Source organism: Candidatus Acetatifactor stercoripullorum (assembly GCF_944382095.1).
In the GTDB taxonomy this organism is placed as follows: domain Bacteria; phylum Bacillota; class Clostridia; order Lachnospirales; family Lachnospiraceae; genus Acetatifactor; species Acetatifactor stercoripullorum.
In genome coordinates this window covers 1-15887 of record NZ_CALWMU010000053.1, presented here as the reverse complement: position 1 = coordinate 15887, position 15887 = coordinate 1, and the positions used below count along the sequence as shown (strand labels likewise).

The 15887-nt window shown below is 50.7% G+C and carries 11 protein-coding genes and 3 tRNA genes; 11 read left to right on the top strand and 3 right to left on the bottom strand.

Going from position 1 to position 15887, the window contains the following annotated elements:
- The first annotated feature begins 105 nt into the window (after positions 1 to 105).
- The 7 genes from SHK35_RS12910 (at position 106) to SHK35_RS12880 (ending at position 5727) form a co-directional block, all read left to right on the top strand.
- Positions 106 to 178, top strand: a tRNA-Asn gene (locus tag SHK35_RS12910).
- Between the two features lie 30 nt (positions 179 to 208).
- A tRNA-Glu gene (locus tag SHK35_RS12905) sits at positions 209 to 280 on the top strand.
- Between the two features lie 45 nt (positions 281 to 325).
- Positions 326 to 396, top strand: a tRNA-Cys gene (locus SHK35_RS12900).
- Positions 397 to 562: 166 nt separating this feature from the next.
- Positions 563 to 1594, top strand: a complete 1032-nt coding sequence (locus SHK35_RS12895) for a glycosyltransferase family 2 protein (RefSeq protein WP_318703470.1) — start codon at positions 563 to 565, stop codon at positions 1592 to 1594.
- Positions 1595 to 1604: 10 nt separating this feature from the next.
- On the top strand, positions 1605 to 2180 hold the full coding sequence (locus SHK35_RS12890) for a hypothetical protein (RefSeq protein WP_318710090.1): 576 nt from the start codon (positions 1605 to 1607) through the stop codon (positions 2178 to 2180).
- Positions 2173 to 3213, top strand: a complete 1041-nt coding sequence (locus SHK35_RS12885; RefSeq protein WP_318710089.1) for a lysylphosphatidylglycerol synthase transmembrane domain-containing protein — start codon at positions 2173 to 2175, stop codon at positions 3211 to 3213. The genes SHK35_RS12890 and SHK35_RS12885 overlap by 8 nt, the downstream gene beginning before the upstream one ends.
- 72 nt (positions 3214 to 3285) lie before the next feature.
- Complete coding sequence (locus SHK35_RS12880; RefSeq protein WP_318710088.1) at positions 3286 to 5727, top strand: hypothetical protein; 2442 nt, start codon at positions 3286 to 3288, stop codon at positions 5725 to 5727.
- A gap of 21 nt (positions 5728 to 5748) precedes the next feature.
- Here SHK35_RS12880 and SHK35_RS12875 read toward each other — a convergent pair whose 3' ends face one another.
- The gene (locus SHK35_RS12875; protein WP_318710087.1) at positions 5749 to 6477 is read right to left on the bottom strand and encodes an NAD-dependent protein deacylase; all 729 of its coding nucleotides are present in this window, start codon (positions 6475 to 6477) and stop codon (positions 5749 to 5751) included.
- Positions 6478 to 6500: 23 nt separating this feature from the next.
- Positions 6501 to 7010, bottom strand: a complete 510-nt coding sequence (locus SHK35_RS12870; protein WP_318710086.1) for a GNAT family N-acetyltransferase — start codon at positions 7008 to 7010, stop codon at positions 6501 to 6503.
- Positions 7011 to 7233: 223 nt separating this feature from the next.
- On the opposite strand from SHK35_RS12870, the gene SHK35_RS12865 reads away from it, so the two are divergent.
- Both SHK35_RS12865 and SHK35_RS12860 read left to right on the top strand, forming a co-directional pair.
- Positions 7234 to 8073 carry a YdcF family protein gene (locus SHK35_RS12865; RefSeq protein WP_318710085.1) on the top strand — a complete coding sequence of 280 codons (840 nt, stop codon included), beginning with the start codon at positions 7234 to 7236 and terminating at the stop codon, positions 8071 to 8073.
- A 13-nt stretch (positions 8074 to 8086) separates the two neighbouring features.
- Complete coding sequence (locus tag SHK35_RS12860; protein ID WP_318703484.1) at positions 8087 to 8269, top strand: DUF951 domain-containing protein; 183 nt, start codon at positions 8087 to 8089, stop codon at positions 8267 to 8269.
- Between the two features lie 15 nt (positions 8270 to 8284).
- On the opposite strand, the gene SHK35_RS12855 is transcribed toward SHK35_RS12860, so the two are convergent.
- A complete protein-coding gene (locus tag SHK35_RS12855; RefSeq protein ID WP_318710084.1) occupies positions 8285 to 11650 on the bottom strand; it encodes a DUF5107 domain-containing protein in 3366 nt (1121 codons plus the stop codon).
- A 164-nt stretch (positions 11651 to 11814) separates the two neighbouring features.
- On the opposite strand from SHK35_RS12855, the gene SHK35_RS12850 reads away from it, so the two are divergent.
- Together SHK35_RS12850 and SHK35_RS12845 are read left to right on the top strand one after the other, a co-directional pair.
- Positions 11815 to 12738 carry an AraC family transcriptional regulator gene (locus SHK35_RS12850; protein ID WP_318710082.1) on the top strand — a complete coding sequence of 308 codons (924 nt, stop codon included), beginning with the start codon at positions 11815 to 11817 and terminating at the stop codon, positions 12736 to 12738.
- Positions 12738 to 15560, top strand: coding sequence for a sugar-binding domain-containing protein (locus SHK35_RS12845; protein WP_318710081.1), 2823 nt, complete (start codon positions 12738 to 12740; stop codon positions 15558 to 15560). The genes SHK35_RS12850 and SHK35_RS12845 overlap by 1 nt, the downstream gene beginning before the upstream one ends.
- The last annotated feature ends 327 nt before the right edge of the window (positions 15561 to 15887 follow it).

Genomic DNA, 15887 nt, shown 5'->3' with positions numbered 1-15887 from the left:
TTCCATAAGGTTCCGGGGCGTGAGGTTCCGGAGTCCTGCGGGAAGCGTGGAAAGATCCAGTGTCCGGTTTTGAGGGTGCAGAAGAGGGAAGGCACAAGAGAATGATCCTCCTTAGCTCAGTCGGTAGAGCATGCGGCTGTTAACCGCAGTGTCGTTGGTTCGAGTCCAACAGGGGGAGCTTTGAGAGGGAAAAGGCGGGAAAAGAGACGGCTCCATGGTCAAGCGGTTAAGACATCGCCCTTTCACGGCGGTAACACGGGTTCGATTCCCGTTGGAGTCATTTGAAGTCATAGCGGAGGCGTTATAAGCATATAATGTGATATCTGGCGTCTTAGCCAAGTGGTAAGGCACGGGTCTGCAACACCCTTATCGCCGGTTCAAATCCGGCAGACGCCTTTTACAGGGAACCATAGAAATATGGTTCTTTTTTTTGTGTGCAGATTGATAATGAAAGTATATGTCATGTGTTGTTTAGAAAAAATTTTGAAATTATTTTAAATTTTAAGTCGAAAAAATTTATTCTTTTCCGCTAGAATCAGGGTACGAAAGGAGTGCAGAGCCTATGAAATATCTTACACTGACCGTACCCTGTTATAATTCACAGGATTATATGAGAAGATGTATAGACTCCTTGCTGCCGGGAGGCGAAGACGTGGAAATTATCATTGTAAACGACGGCTCTACAGATGCAACAGGGCAGATTGCCGCAGAGTACGAAAAAAAATATCCTGGTATCGTAAAAGCCATACAGAAAGAAAATGGGGGTCATGGATCAGGCGTCAATACAGGAATGAAGCTTGCCAGGGGTTTGTACTTTAAGGTGGTTGACTCTGATGACTGGCTGGATGCAGAAGCGTACAGGAATCTGCTGAAAGAAATCAAAACCCGCTGCGGTAAAAATCAAGAAGAGATGCTGCCGGATTTGATTGTGTGCAATTATGTCTACAATCATCTGGAGGAAGGAACCAGCCGCAGCATGGCATATCGAAATGTATTTCCTCAGAAAAAAGTATGCAGCTGGAATGACATGAGACATTTTAAACCCTCTCAGTATCTGATTATGCACGCGCTGGTTTATCGAACGGAAATTCTCAGGCAATCCGGTGTGATTTTGCCGGAGCACACTTTTTATGTGGATAATATTTTTGCATATAATCCCTTGCCTTATGTGAAACATATTTTGTACTTGGATATGGATTTGTATCAGTATTATCTGGGCAGGGAGGATCAATCCGTCAATGAAAAGGTTTTAATGAGCCGCATTGATCAGCAGATTCGAGTCACAAAAATCATTGCGGGCAGCGTGGATTTGAATGAGGTAAGGCAGGTTTATCCCAAGCTTGCAGATTATATGTGCAGAAATATTTCTATCATGATGGCCATATCGTCTATTCACCTGCTTCTGATACAGAATGAGGATGCAAAGCAGAAAAGGAAAAAGCTGTGGCAGGATATGAAAAAGGAAAATCCTGCACTTTATTATCGGTTGAAGTATACTACCTTAAGTGGTTTTACTTATCTTCCGGGAACATTGGGCGGCAAGCTGACGGTGGGAGGCTATCGGATCGCCAGGAAAATATACCAGTTTCAATGAGGGGCATAATATGGCACAGATATATCTTGCATTTGTGGACACTCCCGGGATTTTTGCAGCGCTCATCCGTTCTTTCCAGAAACGCAAATATGTGCATGTGGTACTTTCGCTGGATGCAGATCTGGAGGAGGCTTACAGCTTTGGGAGGAGAAATCCCTTTATCCCTGTGATAGCGGGCTTTGAAAGAGAAAAAAAGGAGCAGATTGTGTGTGCGTTTCCCATGGCTGAATATAAAATATGCCGAATGGAATGCAGTGAGGAGCAAAAGAACCGCATACGGGAGGAGCTTCACAGAGATTACCGCAGGCGCTTCCGCCTCCACTATGCTGTGGCGGGACTGCCCTTTTTGGTACTTGGCAGAAAATTTTACATAAAAAACCAGTATACCTGTTCCTCTTATGTGGCTAAAATCCTGGGAAAGAATGGCATTGTCATTTCCCAAAAGCATTTTTCCCTGGTAACGCCCGGAGACGTACAGGAATATGCGGACAGGAATCTTCAGGTCATTTTTGAGGGAAGGCTGTCGGAGCTGACAGGAGGGGAAGCATCAAACAAAAGGACGAAAGGGATTGCTGTTTATGAATAAAAAGAAAAGTAAAAAGCTTGCAGCCCAAGTCCTGCTGTTTACAGCGGTTATGCTCCTTACCTTTTACGCAGTGTTCCGGGGCCAGGATTTAGGGCAGATCGCGGCGGCTGTGGGACAAATGTCTCTTCAGGGCGTTTTTCTTGCAGTTTTTCTGGCACTCTTTTTTGTGGCTGCAGAAGGCTTTATGATCTGGTATCTGCTGCGGGGTATGGGCGGCGGAACGGGATTGCTCCGGTGTATGGGATATTCCTACGTGGGATTTTTTTTCTCAGGGCTTACGCCTTCCGCCACAGGCGGACAGCCTATGCAGCTGTATTATATGAAAAAGGACGGAAATTCTTTGTCGGGAAGCTCTGTAGTGCTGCTGGCAGTGGCCATAATTTATAAATTTGTGCTGGTGGTGACAGGTATTTTCCTGCTGTTGTTTTGGAACAGGCCCTTGCAGAACAGACTTCAGGGCTATTATGCTTTGTATCTGTTTGGGCTGTCCCTGAATGTGGTGGTAGTGTCTGCACTTTTGCTTGTAATGTGCCGGCCGGAGATTGTGAGAACTATCTTACGGGCGGGGGAAAGGACTTTTGTAAGGTGCAGGCTTCGAAAAGAGAGCGCCGGAAGCGAGGAAAAAATCTCCGCTTTTATTGACGGTTATGGGGAAGCGGTCTCCTATCTGCGCACGCACAGAAGGGCCGTGTGCGTGGTCGTGGCGGGAACCTTTTTACAGCGCTTCAGCGCTTTTTTGCTGACCTATGTGGTGTACTGGGGGCTGGGTCTTTCAGAGACGTCTCCGCTCACCATTGTGCTGCTGCAGGCTTCTGTTTCCATTGCGGTGGACATGCTGCCCATACCCGGCGCCCAGGGGATTACGGAGGCAATGTATGGGGCAGTTTTTCTGAGGGTATTTACGGAACAATATTTAATGCCTTCCCTGTGCCTCTCCAGAGGCATCAGCTTTTACTTTACTATGCTGGTGAGCCTTTGCGTTACCTTTTTGTTTTGGTGCCAGGATATCAGGAAAAAAGAGAATCTTTCGTAAAAGTATTGTCTTGTATGGAGAATGAGGATATCCTTGATGTAGATCACTATGATTTTACACAAGGAGAAGTGCATGAAAGGAAATACTGTGCTGTCCGGTTCGGAGATAAAAGTTCAGGATCGGAAAATAAAGCTGGATGAGCGGCATTTATATCTGGACTGCAGCCTGACACAAAGGCAGGCGGAGAGCTCCCCCTTCCTATTTCGAGATTTGACAGAGCTTCTGGATTCAGGGCGTCTGCAGGACGGAAATCAGGAAAATCCCATGACGGTGTATCTGGCTCCCGGGGTTTACTGGATCGCAGAGCCGGGGGATGAGCGGATTTGTACAGCAAAACCCGGGGATAAGCTGCCCTATGAAAAAAAGGTAAAGTGTCAGTGGCTTTTTCTGGAAGGGCTTTCCCAAAACCCTATGGATGTGGTGATTGCTGCTGACAAGGGGCAGTCCCATGGCTGTATCGGAAATTATACTATGTTTCACTTTGAGGGGGACGGCCTCCATTTGAAAAACCTGACTGTGGGAAACTACTGCAATGTGGATTTGGTCTATCCCAAAGACCCGTCCCAGAACCGGAAAAAAAGGACTTCGGCGGTGACGCAGGCTCAGCTTGGAGACGTGGAGGGAGACTGCTTTTTTGCGGAAAACTGCAGATTCATAAGCCGTCTTAACCTCTATCCTTTCTGTGGGGCAAAAAGAAGCCTGTACGATAGGTGCCATTTTGAGAGCACGGATGATGCCCTCAACGGGAATGCGGTGTACCTGGAATGTGATTTTGACTTTTACGGAGGGCGGCCCTTGGCCTGTACCCAGGGGGCGGGCTGCGTTTTTTTGGACTGTCTCTTCCGCATCCGGGGAATCCGGGCCAGGGAAGAGGCGGACCAATATTTTATGAAGGGACAGGGAACCGTTTATCTCATCCGCTGCCGCTTTGTGGATGAAAGGGATTGGAAGGAGCCTGCTTCTAAAGAAGGCCGCAGGCTGTCCGTGGAGTGGACCAGATATCCGGAGGCTTCTTTAAAATGTTATGAATATGAAAACAGCTTTGAGGGAGTCCCCCTTTGTGTGGGAACGCCGGGGAAAGATACGGTTTCTCTGAAAGGAAAGGACGCCCTGAAGGCTTTTCCTATTCAGAACCTTCTTGGGGGAGAGGACGGCTGGAATCCCAAAGGACAGCTATTCCCGGAAAAAGAAGAAAGGATTCCCATAAAGCTTATGCTGGATACGAAGGAAGTGACGCTGGAAAAGGGACAGGAGGCATATCTGGAAGCCTTTGAGGTTTTCTTTGACGGAACGAAGCGTAAGGCCCGGGACGTGACCTTTCGGCTGAGCGGTTCTGTGGCAGAAATAAGGCCGGAAGGGGAAAACAGCTGTGTGATTACAGGGAGCAACAACCATAAGACAGAACAGAGAGCGGTGCTCACCGCCCTCACAAAGCAGGGCCTCGAGGCGGCGGCGCTTATCATGGCAAGGCCTGCCAGAACACAGCCGCCGGCATGGGAGCAGATGCCCTGGATCAAATATGACAAGGGCGTTTTTCGGCTGCAGTACAGCTTTAGGGACAAAGAAGAAAAAGACTATTCTTTGGTGGAATGGTATGTGAGAAGAGACGGGGAGGAAATATTGGTGCGGGAAAGCAGCCAGGGAGCCGGAGACTTAGGTTATACGCCTGTGGATGATGACATAGGCGGCAGGCTTCTTGTTCGAGTTACGCCAAAAAGCAGCAGCAGCGGCTATGGGGAACCTGTAACGGCGGCAGCGCAACAGGTCATAACCTGGGAGCAGATACCCAAGCATGGTCATCTGGAAACAGATTTTACGGCTTTTCCCAAGGTTTGCCAGCCCAGGCTGCAAAAAGGCCGCTGGATCAACGATTTCTATGAACCCGTGGAGAAAGGGGAGCTTAAGGAATGGCGGAAATGGGTGACGGAGCTTCCGTCGGCGCCCTGGGGGTATGGGGAACTGGGAAACGGCTGTAAGGGAAAGGGCCTGTATCCATTGGTCCAGGGGGTAAAGCTTATGTATGCCTTTCGGGAGCGATGCAGCAATATGAGGCTGGAGCTGGTGCTGGACCCGGCGAAAACCGGCGGCCAGGGCTTTGGAAGCGCCGGGCAGTATCTGGATGTGTGCGTGAAGCTGGAGGAAACCCTCCTTTCCGGCTATGGACTGCGCGTGATGCGCACTGCCCGGGCGGCGGACGCAGTGGCTGCGTTTCTGGTGAAATATGAAGGAGGAATTGCAAGACCCATATCCGAAAAGGTGTATACCTCCTGCTTTATCACCGGCTGTCATATCCTGCTGGAAGCAAGGGGAGAGGTTCTTACAGCAGAGATGTTTACGGAGAGAGAGATTCCGCCGGGGAAAGCCTGGGAACGTCAGGTGCGTCTGGAGGAAAAAATCAGCCCCGACGTCCGCAGCGGCTTCGGCATTTTCCACACGGGAACCAACGGAGACGGAGGCTGGCAGAATACCATTATGCTGCACCGGCTTACGGTGGATGTGACAAAGGATGGTTAAAAAGGGGCTGGCAACAGCCCCTTATGAAATTCCTGCAAAGACCTCTCCAATAGAGCCGGAGATCAAAAGGTCAGCAGAACCGTCCCTGGGGGTGGGGGATTTGTTGATGACCACCAGCTTGTCTCCCTGAAAATAATCGATGAGACCGGCGGCGGGGTATACGGCCAGGGAAGTGCCGCCTATGATCAGCACCTGAGCATTATGGATGTAGCTGACGGCTGCGTTTAAGGTGGCCTGGTTCAGACTTTCCTCATAGAGCACCACATCGGGCTTTACTGCACCGCCGCATTTTTCACATTTCGGCACTCCTGTGCTGTTTAGAACATAGTCCAGTCCGTAAAAGGCATTGCACCGCTCACAGTAATTGCGAAGCACGGAGCCGTGGAGCTCCAAAACCACCTTGCTTCCTGCAGCCTGATGGAGGCCGTCAATATTTTGGGTGATTACTGCCCGCACCTTGCGGGCAGCCTCAAGCTGGGCCAGCTTTTTGTGGGCGGCGTTGGGCTGTGCCTTGGGAAACAGCATCTTGTTGCGGTAAAAGCGGAAAAATTCCTGGGGATTCGTCCGGTAGAAGCTGTGGCTTAAAATGGTTTCAGGGGGATAATCATACTGCTGATGGTACAGACCGTCCACGCTGCGGAAATCCGGGATGCCGCTTTCCGTGGAAACGCCGGCGCCGCCAAAAAATACAATATTGTCATATTTTTCTACGATTCTGTTTAATTCTGCAATAGATTCCTTTAAATCCATGAAAATCACCTCTCATTCCGAAATTATTTTTGTACGGAGAACACCAGATGGGGCATATCCATGCCGTAGTAATGCTTCACCAGACGATCTGTTACCACCATGCCGTTTCGCCGTGCTACATTTTGGGAGGGAAGATTATTTTCCCGGATAATGGAAAACACCTCCGGCGCCTTCAGTACCTCAAAGGCGTACCGCTTACAGCCCTGGGCGGCCTCTGTGGCATACCCCCTGTGCCAGTATGCTTTCTGAAACAAATATCCGATTTCCAGAACCTGTCTGCCGTTGCAGTCCTGCATGGTCAGCCCGCACTGACCAATCATTTCCTGTGTGTCTTTTAAAATAACCGCCCACAGCCCAAAGCCGTATTCCCGGTAGCGCGCAAGCTGCCGATCCAGCCACTGCTGTACCTCTGCGCTGTCAAAGGCATGTTCATAGGCGTACATGACCTCCGCATCCTGCAGTATCCTGCATAGACCGTTATAATCTGCCTGGGTCAGCTCACGCAGATACAGTCGTTTGGTTTCCAAAATCATAGGCTGCCCCTCCTTTTTCTTTGATTTTACACCCGGCAGGTGTTTCTGTGCAAGGGCAGGGAGACCCATTGAGGGATACAGCTTTCAGCCGACGTCTTGCCGAAAAATTTTAACAAATACTAAGAAATTATTAAGAAAACCAAGAGTATGTGCCTATTGAGACTTGGGCGCCGGGTGTGATAATATAAAAAAGAAAACGCACTGTAAGCAAAAGAAGAAGGCTATGGGAAGAAAAAAAGAACATTTGATCCCCTTGGAAAAAAGTAAAAAAGTGATTTATCTGGAAAAACGCGGCAGAAAGAGACGAGGCATGAGTGTATTTGCGGTAATTTTTGGCGTGCTGGGCTTATTGTGCCTTTTGTACTGCCTGATCATGGGACTGTTTGTAAATTATGGAACCAGATTTTTCCTGGTATGGGGCGCATTGGGAGTTTTCTTTGGGGGCATAGCGTTTGTGCTTGCCAGAAGAAATCTGCTGGAGCGGCTGCCCATGTGGTTAAAGCTTGGGGCTGTTTTTATTTTTGCTGTGGGGATGCTGGTTTTTGCCCTGGTGGAGGGGATGATTTTATCCCGATTCTCAAGTGATGGACAGAGCGGCGCAGACTATCTGATCGTGCTCGGCGCCCAGTGGAGGGAGGACGGCCCCAGCTACTTGCTGAAAAAGCGTTTGGATCAGGCTTTGGAATATTTGGAGGAGAATCCGCAAACCCAGGTGATCGTGTCGGGAGGCCAGGGCAGCAATGAGCCTGTCAGCGAGGCGGAAGGGATGTATGGCTATCTGGTAGAGGCAGGCATCCACCCTGAGAGAATTCTTTTAGAGGCAGAATCCAAAAGCACGCGTGAAAATCTGGCATTTTCCGGGGAGCTTTTGGACAGGGCAGGAGACCGGGTAGTGATTGTCACCAACAATTTTCATGTATTCCGAGCGGTGAAAATTGCAGAGAAGCTGGGATATGAACAGGTGGAGGGGCTGGCTGCGGGTTCTTATCCGCTGTCCCTTCCTAACAATATGCTGCGGGAGTTTTTCGGGGTTTTAAAGGATTTTGCAGTGGGAAATTTGTGATGGAGGTTTCGGGATGGAAATCAATGTGGGAGATATTTTAAGGCTGAAAAAACAGCACCCTTGCGGCAGCAGGGAGTGGGAGGTGCTGCGTGTGGGCGCTGATTTTCGTTTGAAATGCTTAGGCTGCGGCCATCAGATTATGATTGCCAGAAGGCTTTTGGAAAAAAATATCAAGGAGATCAAGGAAGGAAAGTAGGTCCTTGCCCCTGTTTTAGCTTAAAAGCGGCAGGAGAAAGAGGGCGCCCTGATGATCGTCCTGTCTGGTCAGAAGCTCCTGCAGGAGAGAGGAGGCCTCTTTTTTCTTTTCCTGTTCCCCTAAGGCTGCCAGCCCAAGGCTTCCTAAGGCTCTTAGGTAATTGCAGTACTGGGTGTTTCGAAGCTTGGGGTTATCCTGATATACTTCGATTTCCGGCAGGGAAACGGCGAAGAAATCATAGGAAATCTGGTCAAATATATGCTGCTCCCCGTAGGAGATGAGCATGTGGAAGGAGCTGGCCGCTTCTGTGGGATTTCCCAGGCGGACCTGCGCAAGTCCCTGATAAAAAATATAATCGGAGGGCTGGTCATTGTAATAGAGAACGGGCTCCGGTTTCCTGGAGCCGGAGGCTGCAAGCTGCCAATAGTGGGCGGCTTTTTCTTTTTGTCCTAATTGCTCTAAGGCAAGCCCCATGTAATAGTGGGACTGGTTGTCGTGGACATTTGGCAGCTTTCCCTCCCCCAGATTTTCGGGATAAGTAAGGCTTCGTTCCAAAAAGGAAAGGGCGGTCTGGCCGTCATTTTGCGCAAGGGCCCGTATAGCCAGGCTAATCAAGGCATAGCGGTATTGGGCGCTGACCTTGCCCTCTCCTCCTTCCCAGGGGTGGAACCGGTGGGAGCAGAGAGCGCTCAGTGCCTCTTCCCATCTGCCCGCACAGTTTAGGAGGGTAATGTAGCGTAGATACAGATCGTCCCTCTGTGCAGTAAGCTTCAGCCGCTGTTCCAGAAAGCGCAGCCTCTCCTCAAAGGGGATGTGGCATTTTGCGCAGAGCTGGTCATGTTCCAGCAAAAGCCTGGGATAGTCCGGATCCAGGGACAGAGCCTTTTTAAGGGAAGCCAAAGCCTTTTGAGGAGCATGCTGCTTGTTGTAATAGGCGATGGACAGGTTGCGCAGGGCCATGGGCAGAGCTTCCTTTTGGCTCACTGCCTGCTCCCAATGGGCAGCTGCCTTCTCATACTGCTTTTTGTCATAGAAGAGATTACCCAGGTAATAGTGGGCCATAGGCGCACAGGGGAGGGTGCGGATGGCGGTCTTAAGGATCGCAATCTCCTCCAGCCTGTTGGGGAAGCAGTAATCGGGGGGGAGGCTTTCTGCCTTTTCAAAGGAGCAGAGGGCAGCCTCCTTTTCCCCGTTCAGATCATAAAAACAGCCCAGATAATAGGACACCATGGGGGAAGAGGCCTTGCAGGCCTCCAGCACGGTTATAGCCTCCGGATACAATCCGGCCCCGCTGTAGAGCAGGGAAAGCTCCAGATAATTGTGGGCTTCCTCCCTCATTTTTTCCCGCCATGGGGCCAATTCCTCCTTTTTTTGTGACAGCTCCCAGGGCTGCTTTCCAAAGAGAGCCTTCTCAAAAAGGCAGCCCATGTATAAGGGGTCTATCTGAAGGGATTCCTCCAGCAAAGAGCTGTTGTCCCTTCCAAGTCTGCGAAGCAGGGCTGCCTTCAGGGTTCGCGCCTTCATGTTGTGCCAGTTGCGGACCAGAGACTGATTCACAAAGGAAAGGGCGCTTTGTGCATCCTTCTGCCGCATAGAGAGACAGGAGAGGCGAAAAAAGGCGCTGCTTTGGGTCTCGGCGCTCCAGGAAGCCTTGTAGTAAGCGTCATAAGCCTCCTCTAAGAGCGCAAAGCCGCCGCCATCGGATTTATCCTGAGCATACTCCACAGACCACAGCAGCTCCAGGGCGAGCCCCAGATTGAAATAGCATTCCCCGTGGTAGGGGTTGGGATTTTTCCAGGTCTGCTTTTGGATGGCCCGGCGGAAATAAGGGATGCTTTCCCGGATATGGCCTCTTTTCAAAAGCAGCAGTCCGTAGCCGTTGTTCAGCCGGATATCGGAGGGGTCTCTTCGCAGGCCTTCCAGATAATAATCGCCGGGCTCATAGGTGGCGTGGCGGTATTGCTCCAGGTGCAGGGCGGCAAGGTAGAGCTCCTCGGTGGATTTTAACTCCTCCGGCTGTTTTAAGGCCTCTGCAGGCTCCGGAATGGGCTGGAGCTTTTTTGGGGCTTCGGTGTATTGCACAAGCGCCTTTCCCTGGAAGGAGACTGTCACGCTGCAGCCGCACAGGCTTTCGGGCGCGGGAAACTGGGCCTCAAAGAAGCCCTCTGGGGAAAGATCGGCTTCCTGTTCAAAGAGCACCTGAGCGTCTTTGGCAACGGTTATTTTGGAGCCGGGGAAGCAGCCGGAGGCGTAGACGCGCACGCAGGCTGTCTGGTCGTTTGCGGGAAAGAGACCTACGGCTGCGTCTCTTGTGGCGTTGCACACTCTGCCCACCCCCTTGTAGGGCATAAAATACTGGGTAAAGGTTTTTTCCTCATAGGGCTTAAGCCAGGAAAAATCAGGCTGATTGTCGGTAAAGACGCCGGTCATCAGCTCAATATAGGGGCCGTCCGCATCTGTGAGATTCCGATCCCAGCTTTGGCCAAAATCTCCGCTGCCCCAGGTCCATTGCTTTTTGCCGGGGGAGATATGGTGGTCTGCCACATGAAGCAGACCGGCCCCCTGCCTTTCATCATAGTTGCCGATAAAGTCAAAATCGGAATGGGCCGCCATGTAGGAGGTGGGAACCTTTATATTTTGATAGCGGGAGATATCCACGCCGGCGGAATAGTCGTACTTGTAGTATTCTCCCGTTGCAATGGGAAAGGCAGAGACGGCCCGCCTGCCATGGTCCATCACCGCATTTACATCGGGGGGAAATACGGAATAGGTGTGTTCGTTTACGGGAACCGCAGGATTGGCCCACCACAGAAAGGTCTGGGGAAGCTCCGTATTGTTAAACAGACGTCCGTTTATCTCTATGTAGGCTTTTTCCGGATACAGGGAAATGCTGGCCATGCCCTTGGTGCCGTACATTTTGTCAATCTCGCTTAAATATACGCTGCAGGAGCCGTCAGGGTTTTGGGACAGTGTATAATCCACCGGAGAAAAGGTGGAGGGCCTGTGGTGCTGGGGCCAGTTAAACTCAATGCCTCCTGAAATCCAGGGGCCGGTTAGTCCCACCAGGGCTGGCTTGATTACATGGTTGAAGTATATAAAATCATAGCCGTTGGTCTTATCTAAGGCCCGGTGGATGCGCCCGCCAAGCTGCGGAAGCACCATGACAAAAAGATATTCGTTTTCCAGACAGACTGCCTGATAGGATACATCCGTAAGCGTATCGCTCAGCTTCTCTGTCACAGGGAGAGGGTAGACCTTTCCCGTGCTGCCCTGATAGGCTCTCTTTTCAATAAATAATGGACTTTTTTCCGCAGGATACACCTGATAGGTGGGAAGGGTAAGCCTCTCCTCCCATATTTTTACAGAACCTTTTGCAGACATAAGAGCTCCTTTCTTTCAATACAAATAAAGCGTTTTGATGGATGGCGCTTTCAGCATAGCATAAATAAGTCACAACGGGGAATATCATATCCTTGTTTTTCATGGACAATATTCCACAAACGTGATAGGCTTTAAGAAAAGCGAGAAAAGGAAGCGGAAAGACGGTGGAATACAGAGAGGAAGGAACCAAAAGGGAGGGCTTTCGGGGAGAGCGCATGATTGTGCTTCCCACGGAGGCATTTGCGGAATATGTGGCTCATCCGCTGGTGAGACGGATGTATCTGACAGATGTGGGCTTTTTCCCAAGGGCAAAAAGGCATTACCGGGAGAGGACGGAGGGGATAGAGGAGTATATTTTTCTGTACTGCACGGAGGGAAGGGGCAGCGTGGAAATCCGGGAAAAGGAAGGATATGGGTGGAAGAAATATCCTCTTGGCCAGAGAGAGGCTGTCTGTATTCCCGCAGGCTGCGGCCATCGCTATTATGCGGATGAGAAGAATCCCTGGAGTATTCTGTGGGTGCATTTTAAGGGAGAGGATGCGCAGCTTTTTCCCCTGGAGGAGTGCACTGTAGCACATTTTGCATCAGAGCATGCCTCCAACCGTATGCTGTTTTTGTTTGAGCTTTTGTTCCGGGTGCTGGAGGCAAACTATACCCTGGGTAATTTTATTTATATTTCCCAGGTGCTTGAGCTGATTCTGGCGGAGACCTATTATCGGGAGAAGCATAATACCACGGGGGAGCAGAACAAGCTTGTGACCAGCGTAATACGATATATGTACGCCCATGTGCAGGAAAATCTTTCCATGGAGCAGATAGCAGAGCATTTTCAGCTGTCTAAAAGCTATCTGCATATGATTTTTCAGAAATATACCGGGCGGGCGCCTATGGAATTTTTCACAAGGCTGAAGCTTACGGAGGCCTGCAAGCTGCTTCGCTCCACAGATCTCTATATTTATGAGGTGGCCCACAGGCTGGGCTATCAGGATCCGTACTACTTTTCCCGGTGCTTTCATAAAGAGGTGGGAATTTCCCCAAAGGAATACAGACACAGTGACTATGCCTATTTGGAGGAGGGTGGAGAATAATGCAAATACAGCTGAAAAGAATGCTTCAGGGCACCTGGAAATTTGGGTTTGAGAAGGGGGAAAGTGCAGGGGAGAAAAGCCAAGGGCTTCCCGAGCTTAATGACACCATAGAACTGCCCTCAACCACGGAAATCAGCAAGAAAGGGAGCTTTGGGCCCAAGGAGGGTCAGACCCTGTTTTTGAGCAGGAAATATCCCTTTACAGGCAGGGCGCACTATGAAAGAGAAATTGAAATTCCAAAGGAGTGGGCGGGCCATCCTATCTTTCTTTTTCTGGAGCGCACCAAATACACAGAGGTTTATGTGGACGGAAAATGGGTATCAGGCTCCCATGAGACCCTGATTCCCCAGAGGCACGAGCTCACAGAGGCCTTGGGGGACGCTGGAAAGCATTTGCTCCGGATTGTGGTGGACAATGATCTGGCCTCCAAGGAGGATTTCCCGGAAAGCCTCCTTAAGGGGCATCAGTATACGGAGCATACCCAGACCAACTGGAACGGAATACTGGGAGAAATCTATCTGGAAAAGGGAGAGGAAGGAAGCTGGGAGATTCCCCAGATTGTGGGAGATGAAAACGCCGGAGGCTTTTTTATCCGCACAAGGGAAGGAGAGAGCATCACAGTATGGGGGTATAGAAGCGACGGCCTGCCGCTGGCAGAAAGGGAGCTGAAATGCAGCGAAATACAGGGAACCCGCCAGGCCTTTTATGCGCTTTGGCAGGAGGGGGAGGATGCGCAGAAAAAGACAGAGCTGCTTTGCCTCTGGGATGAATTCCATCCTGTTTTTTACCGGCTTTTTCTCATTGTCACAGACAAAAGAGGAGGCAGGCAGCAGTATGAGCAAAATGCGGGAATTTTTGGGCAGGAGATCAGAGATAAAAGAATTGTGAGAAACGGCGTGCCCGTGTTTTTGCGGGGGACTGTGGACTGCTGCATCTATCCAAGGACCGGCGCCTGCCCCATGGATAAGGAAAGCTGGCTTAAGATATTTGATCTGTATCGGCAGTACGGTTTAAATCACTGCCGGTTTCACAGCTGGTGTCCTCCGGAGGCGGCCTTTGCGGCGGCGGATGAGAAAGGCATCTATCTTCAGGTGGAGCTTTCCAACTTTGCAGCCGCCCTGTATGGGGAGAAGGATAAAAGGTGTGATAAGGCTCTGTATGCGTACATTTACGATCAGGCGAAAAAGGTGCTTGCCTGGTATGGCAATCATCCTTCTTTTCTGCTGTTTGCGGCAGGAAACGAGATGACGGGGGATTTGCGGGAATTTGAAAGGCTGATCAGGCAGCTTAGAAGCATCCGGCCGGATAAGCTGTATACCCAGGGGGCCAATAATTTTCTGGAGCATCCCGTCTGCAGCGGTGCGGACGACTGCTGGATCATCATGCGGACGGATGAAAAAACCAATATCAGAGCCTCCTTTTCCTTTGGAGACCTGCCCTTGGGATATCTGCAGACACAGGAAGAGCCCTCTACCCTGCACGATTACAGCGCGGGAGTAGGGCAGTCCCCCCTTCCCCTGATCTCCCACGAGATTGGCCAGTATCAATGCTATCCAAATTACAGGGAGATTCCCAAGTACACAGGCCCTTTGTCCCCTGAAAATTTAAAGCAGTTTCAAAAAAGGCTGGAAGAGGCCGGTATGGGTGATATGGCGGACAGATTTTTTCAGGCAAGCGGCAGGCTGGCGGTGCAGTGCTACAGAGAGGAGATAGAAGCGGCCTTGCGCACCAGGGATATGGCGGGCTTTCAGCTTCTGGGCCTGCAGGATTTTCCCGGACAGGGAACGGCCCTTGTGGGAATTCTGGACAGCTTTCTGGATTCCAAGGGGCTGATTACGCCAGAGGAATTCCGGAGATTTTGCGCCCCCAGGGTGCTTCTTGCCAAATTTCCCCGCTATGTGTGGCGGGAGCAGGAGATGTTTGAGGGGGAGATTTTCCTTGCAGATTTTGGCCCGGAAAGCGCACAGGATGAGACATTGAGAGCGGGGCAGTACGACGTGGAGGTAATTTTGTATTCCCAGGAAAATCAGGTGATGGGTCAGGTTCATCTTAAGGGAATCGGCAGTCCGGGAAGACTTACGGCATTGGGTCTGGTGCATTTTGTACTTCCCAGGGTGGAGCAGGCGGCTGTCATGCGCCTTGTGCTGCGTATGGGAGAGGTGGAAAATGAATATCCTTTGTGGATATACAAAAGGCTGCCGGAAAAAAGCGGACAGGACAGCCGGGAAAAATGGATGGGGATAGATTCTAAAAGGGGGATTTTCATCACAGACCGGCTGGATCAGAGCGGAGAGGATTTTTTAAAGCAGGGCGGAAGGGTTGTGCTCTTTTCTGATAAGGCGAAGGAAGGGTACAGCGTTCCCGGAGCCTTTGCCCCTGATTTCTGGTGCTGGCCCATGTTCAGAGACGCCTGCGCAGCGAAGGGACTTCCCGTGGCTCCTGGCACTCTGGGAATGGTCTGTGACAGCGCCCATCCTGCCTTTCGTGGCTTTCCCACAGAGGATTACGCCCAGTGGCAGTGGCAGCCCCTGTTGTATAACAGCAGGCCGGTGATTTTGGACGGCTGGGGAGCTGCAATTACTCCCATTGTGCAGATCATAGACAATTTCGAGCGAAATCATAAGCTTTCCTATCTTTTGGAAGCGAAGGTAAAAGAGGGAGGCAGGCTGCTTTTCTGCGCCGGGGATGTGCTGGGGCATATGGACAGACCTCAGGTGAGACAGTTTTATGAAAGCATCGTAGCTTATGCCGCTTCAGAGGACTTTGCGCCTGCGGCGGAAATTGCCCTGGAGGAGATTAAGAGCATATTTGTGGATGAGTGACAGCCGGAAACGCCCCAGCCCGCGCCAGGGCGCTGATCTGCAGCAGCTCAGCCCGCGCCATTCGCAAAGTCGCGCCAGGGCGCTTTTCGCTGCTGCGCAGCTGTCTTTGCTCATTATCAGGCGCTCTGCTCATAAGAGGATTATCGCTTTGCATTGTGTGCGAGCACCCATGCCCTGCGATAATCCTCTTATGGCTGAGCTGGTATAAAAAATATTCAGGAAAAAGCTTGAAAACTGGGAATTTTTATGGTACCTGTCTTTTGGAGTTGAGTTAAAAAAATAGTGCTAAGCCATAGATTAAAACCTATGACTTAGCATTTTATTTAT

What these genes read in the sequence shown, in the direction of transcription:
- SHK35_RS12895 (WP_318703470.1), top strand. Translation starts at nt 563, where the DNA reads ATGAAATATCTTACACTGACCGTACCCTGTTATAATTCACAGGATTAT.
- SHK35_RS12890 (WP_318710090.1), top strand. Translation starts at nt 1,605, where the DNA reads ATGGCACAGATATATCTTGCATTTGTGGACACTCCCGGGATTTTTGCA.
- SHK35_RS12885 (WP_318710089.1), top strand. Translation starts at nt 2,173, where the DNA reads ATGAATAAAAAGAAAAGTAAAAAGCTTGCAGCCCAAGTCCTGCTGTTT.
- SHK35_RS12880 (WP_318710088.1), top strand. Translation starts at nt 3,286, where the DNA reads ATGAAAGGAAATACTGTGCTGTCCGGTTCGGAGATAAAAGTTCAGGAT.
- SHK35_RS12875 (WP_318710087.1), bottom strand. Translation starts at nt 6,477, where the DNA reads ATGGATTTAAAGGAATCTATTGCAGAATTAAACAGAATCGTAGAAAAA.
- SHK35_RS12870 (WP_318710086.1), bottom strand. Translation starts at nt 7,010, where the DNA reads ATGATTTTGGAAACCAAACGACTGTATCTGCGTGAGCTGACCCAGGCA.
- SHK35_RS12865 (WP_318710085.1), top strand. Translation starts at nt 7,234, where the DNA reads ATGGGAAGAAAAAAAGAACATTTGATCCCCTTGGAAAAAAGTAAAAAA.
- SHK35_RS12860 (WP_318703484.1), top strand. Translation starts at nt 8,087, where the DNA reads ATGGAAATCAATGTGGGAGATATTTTAAGGCTGAAAAAACAGCACCCT.
- SHK35_RS12855 (WP_318710084.1), bottom strand. Translation starts at nt 11,650, where the DNA reads ATGTCTGCAAAAGGTTCTGTAAAAATATGGGAGGAGAGGCTTACCCTT.
- SHK35_RS12845 (WP_318710081.1), top strand. Translation starts at nt 12,738, where the DNA reads ATGCAAATACAGCTGAAAAGAATGCTTCAGGGCACCTGGAAATTTGGG.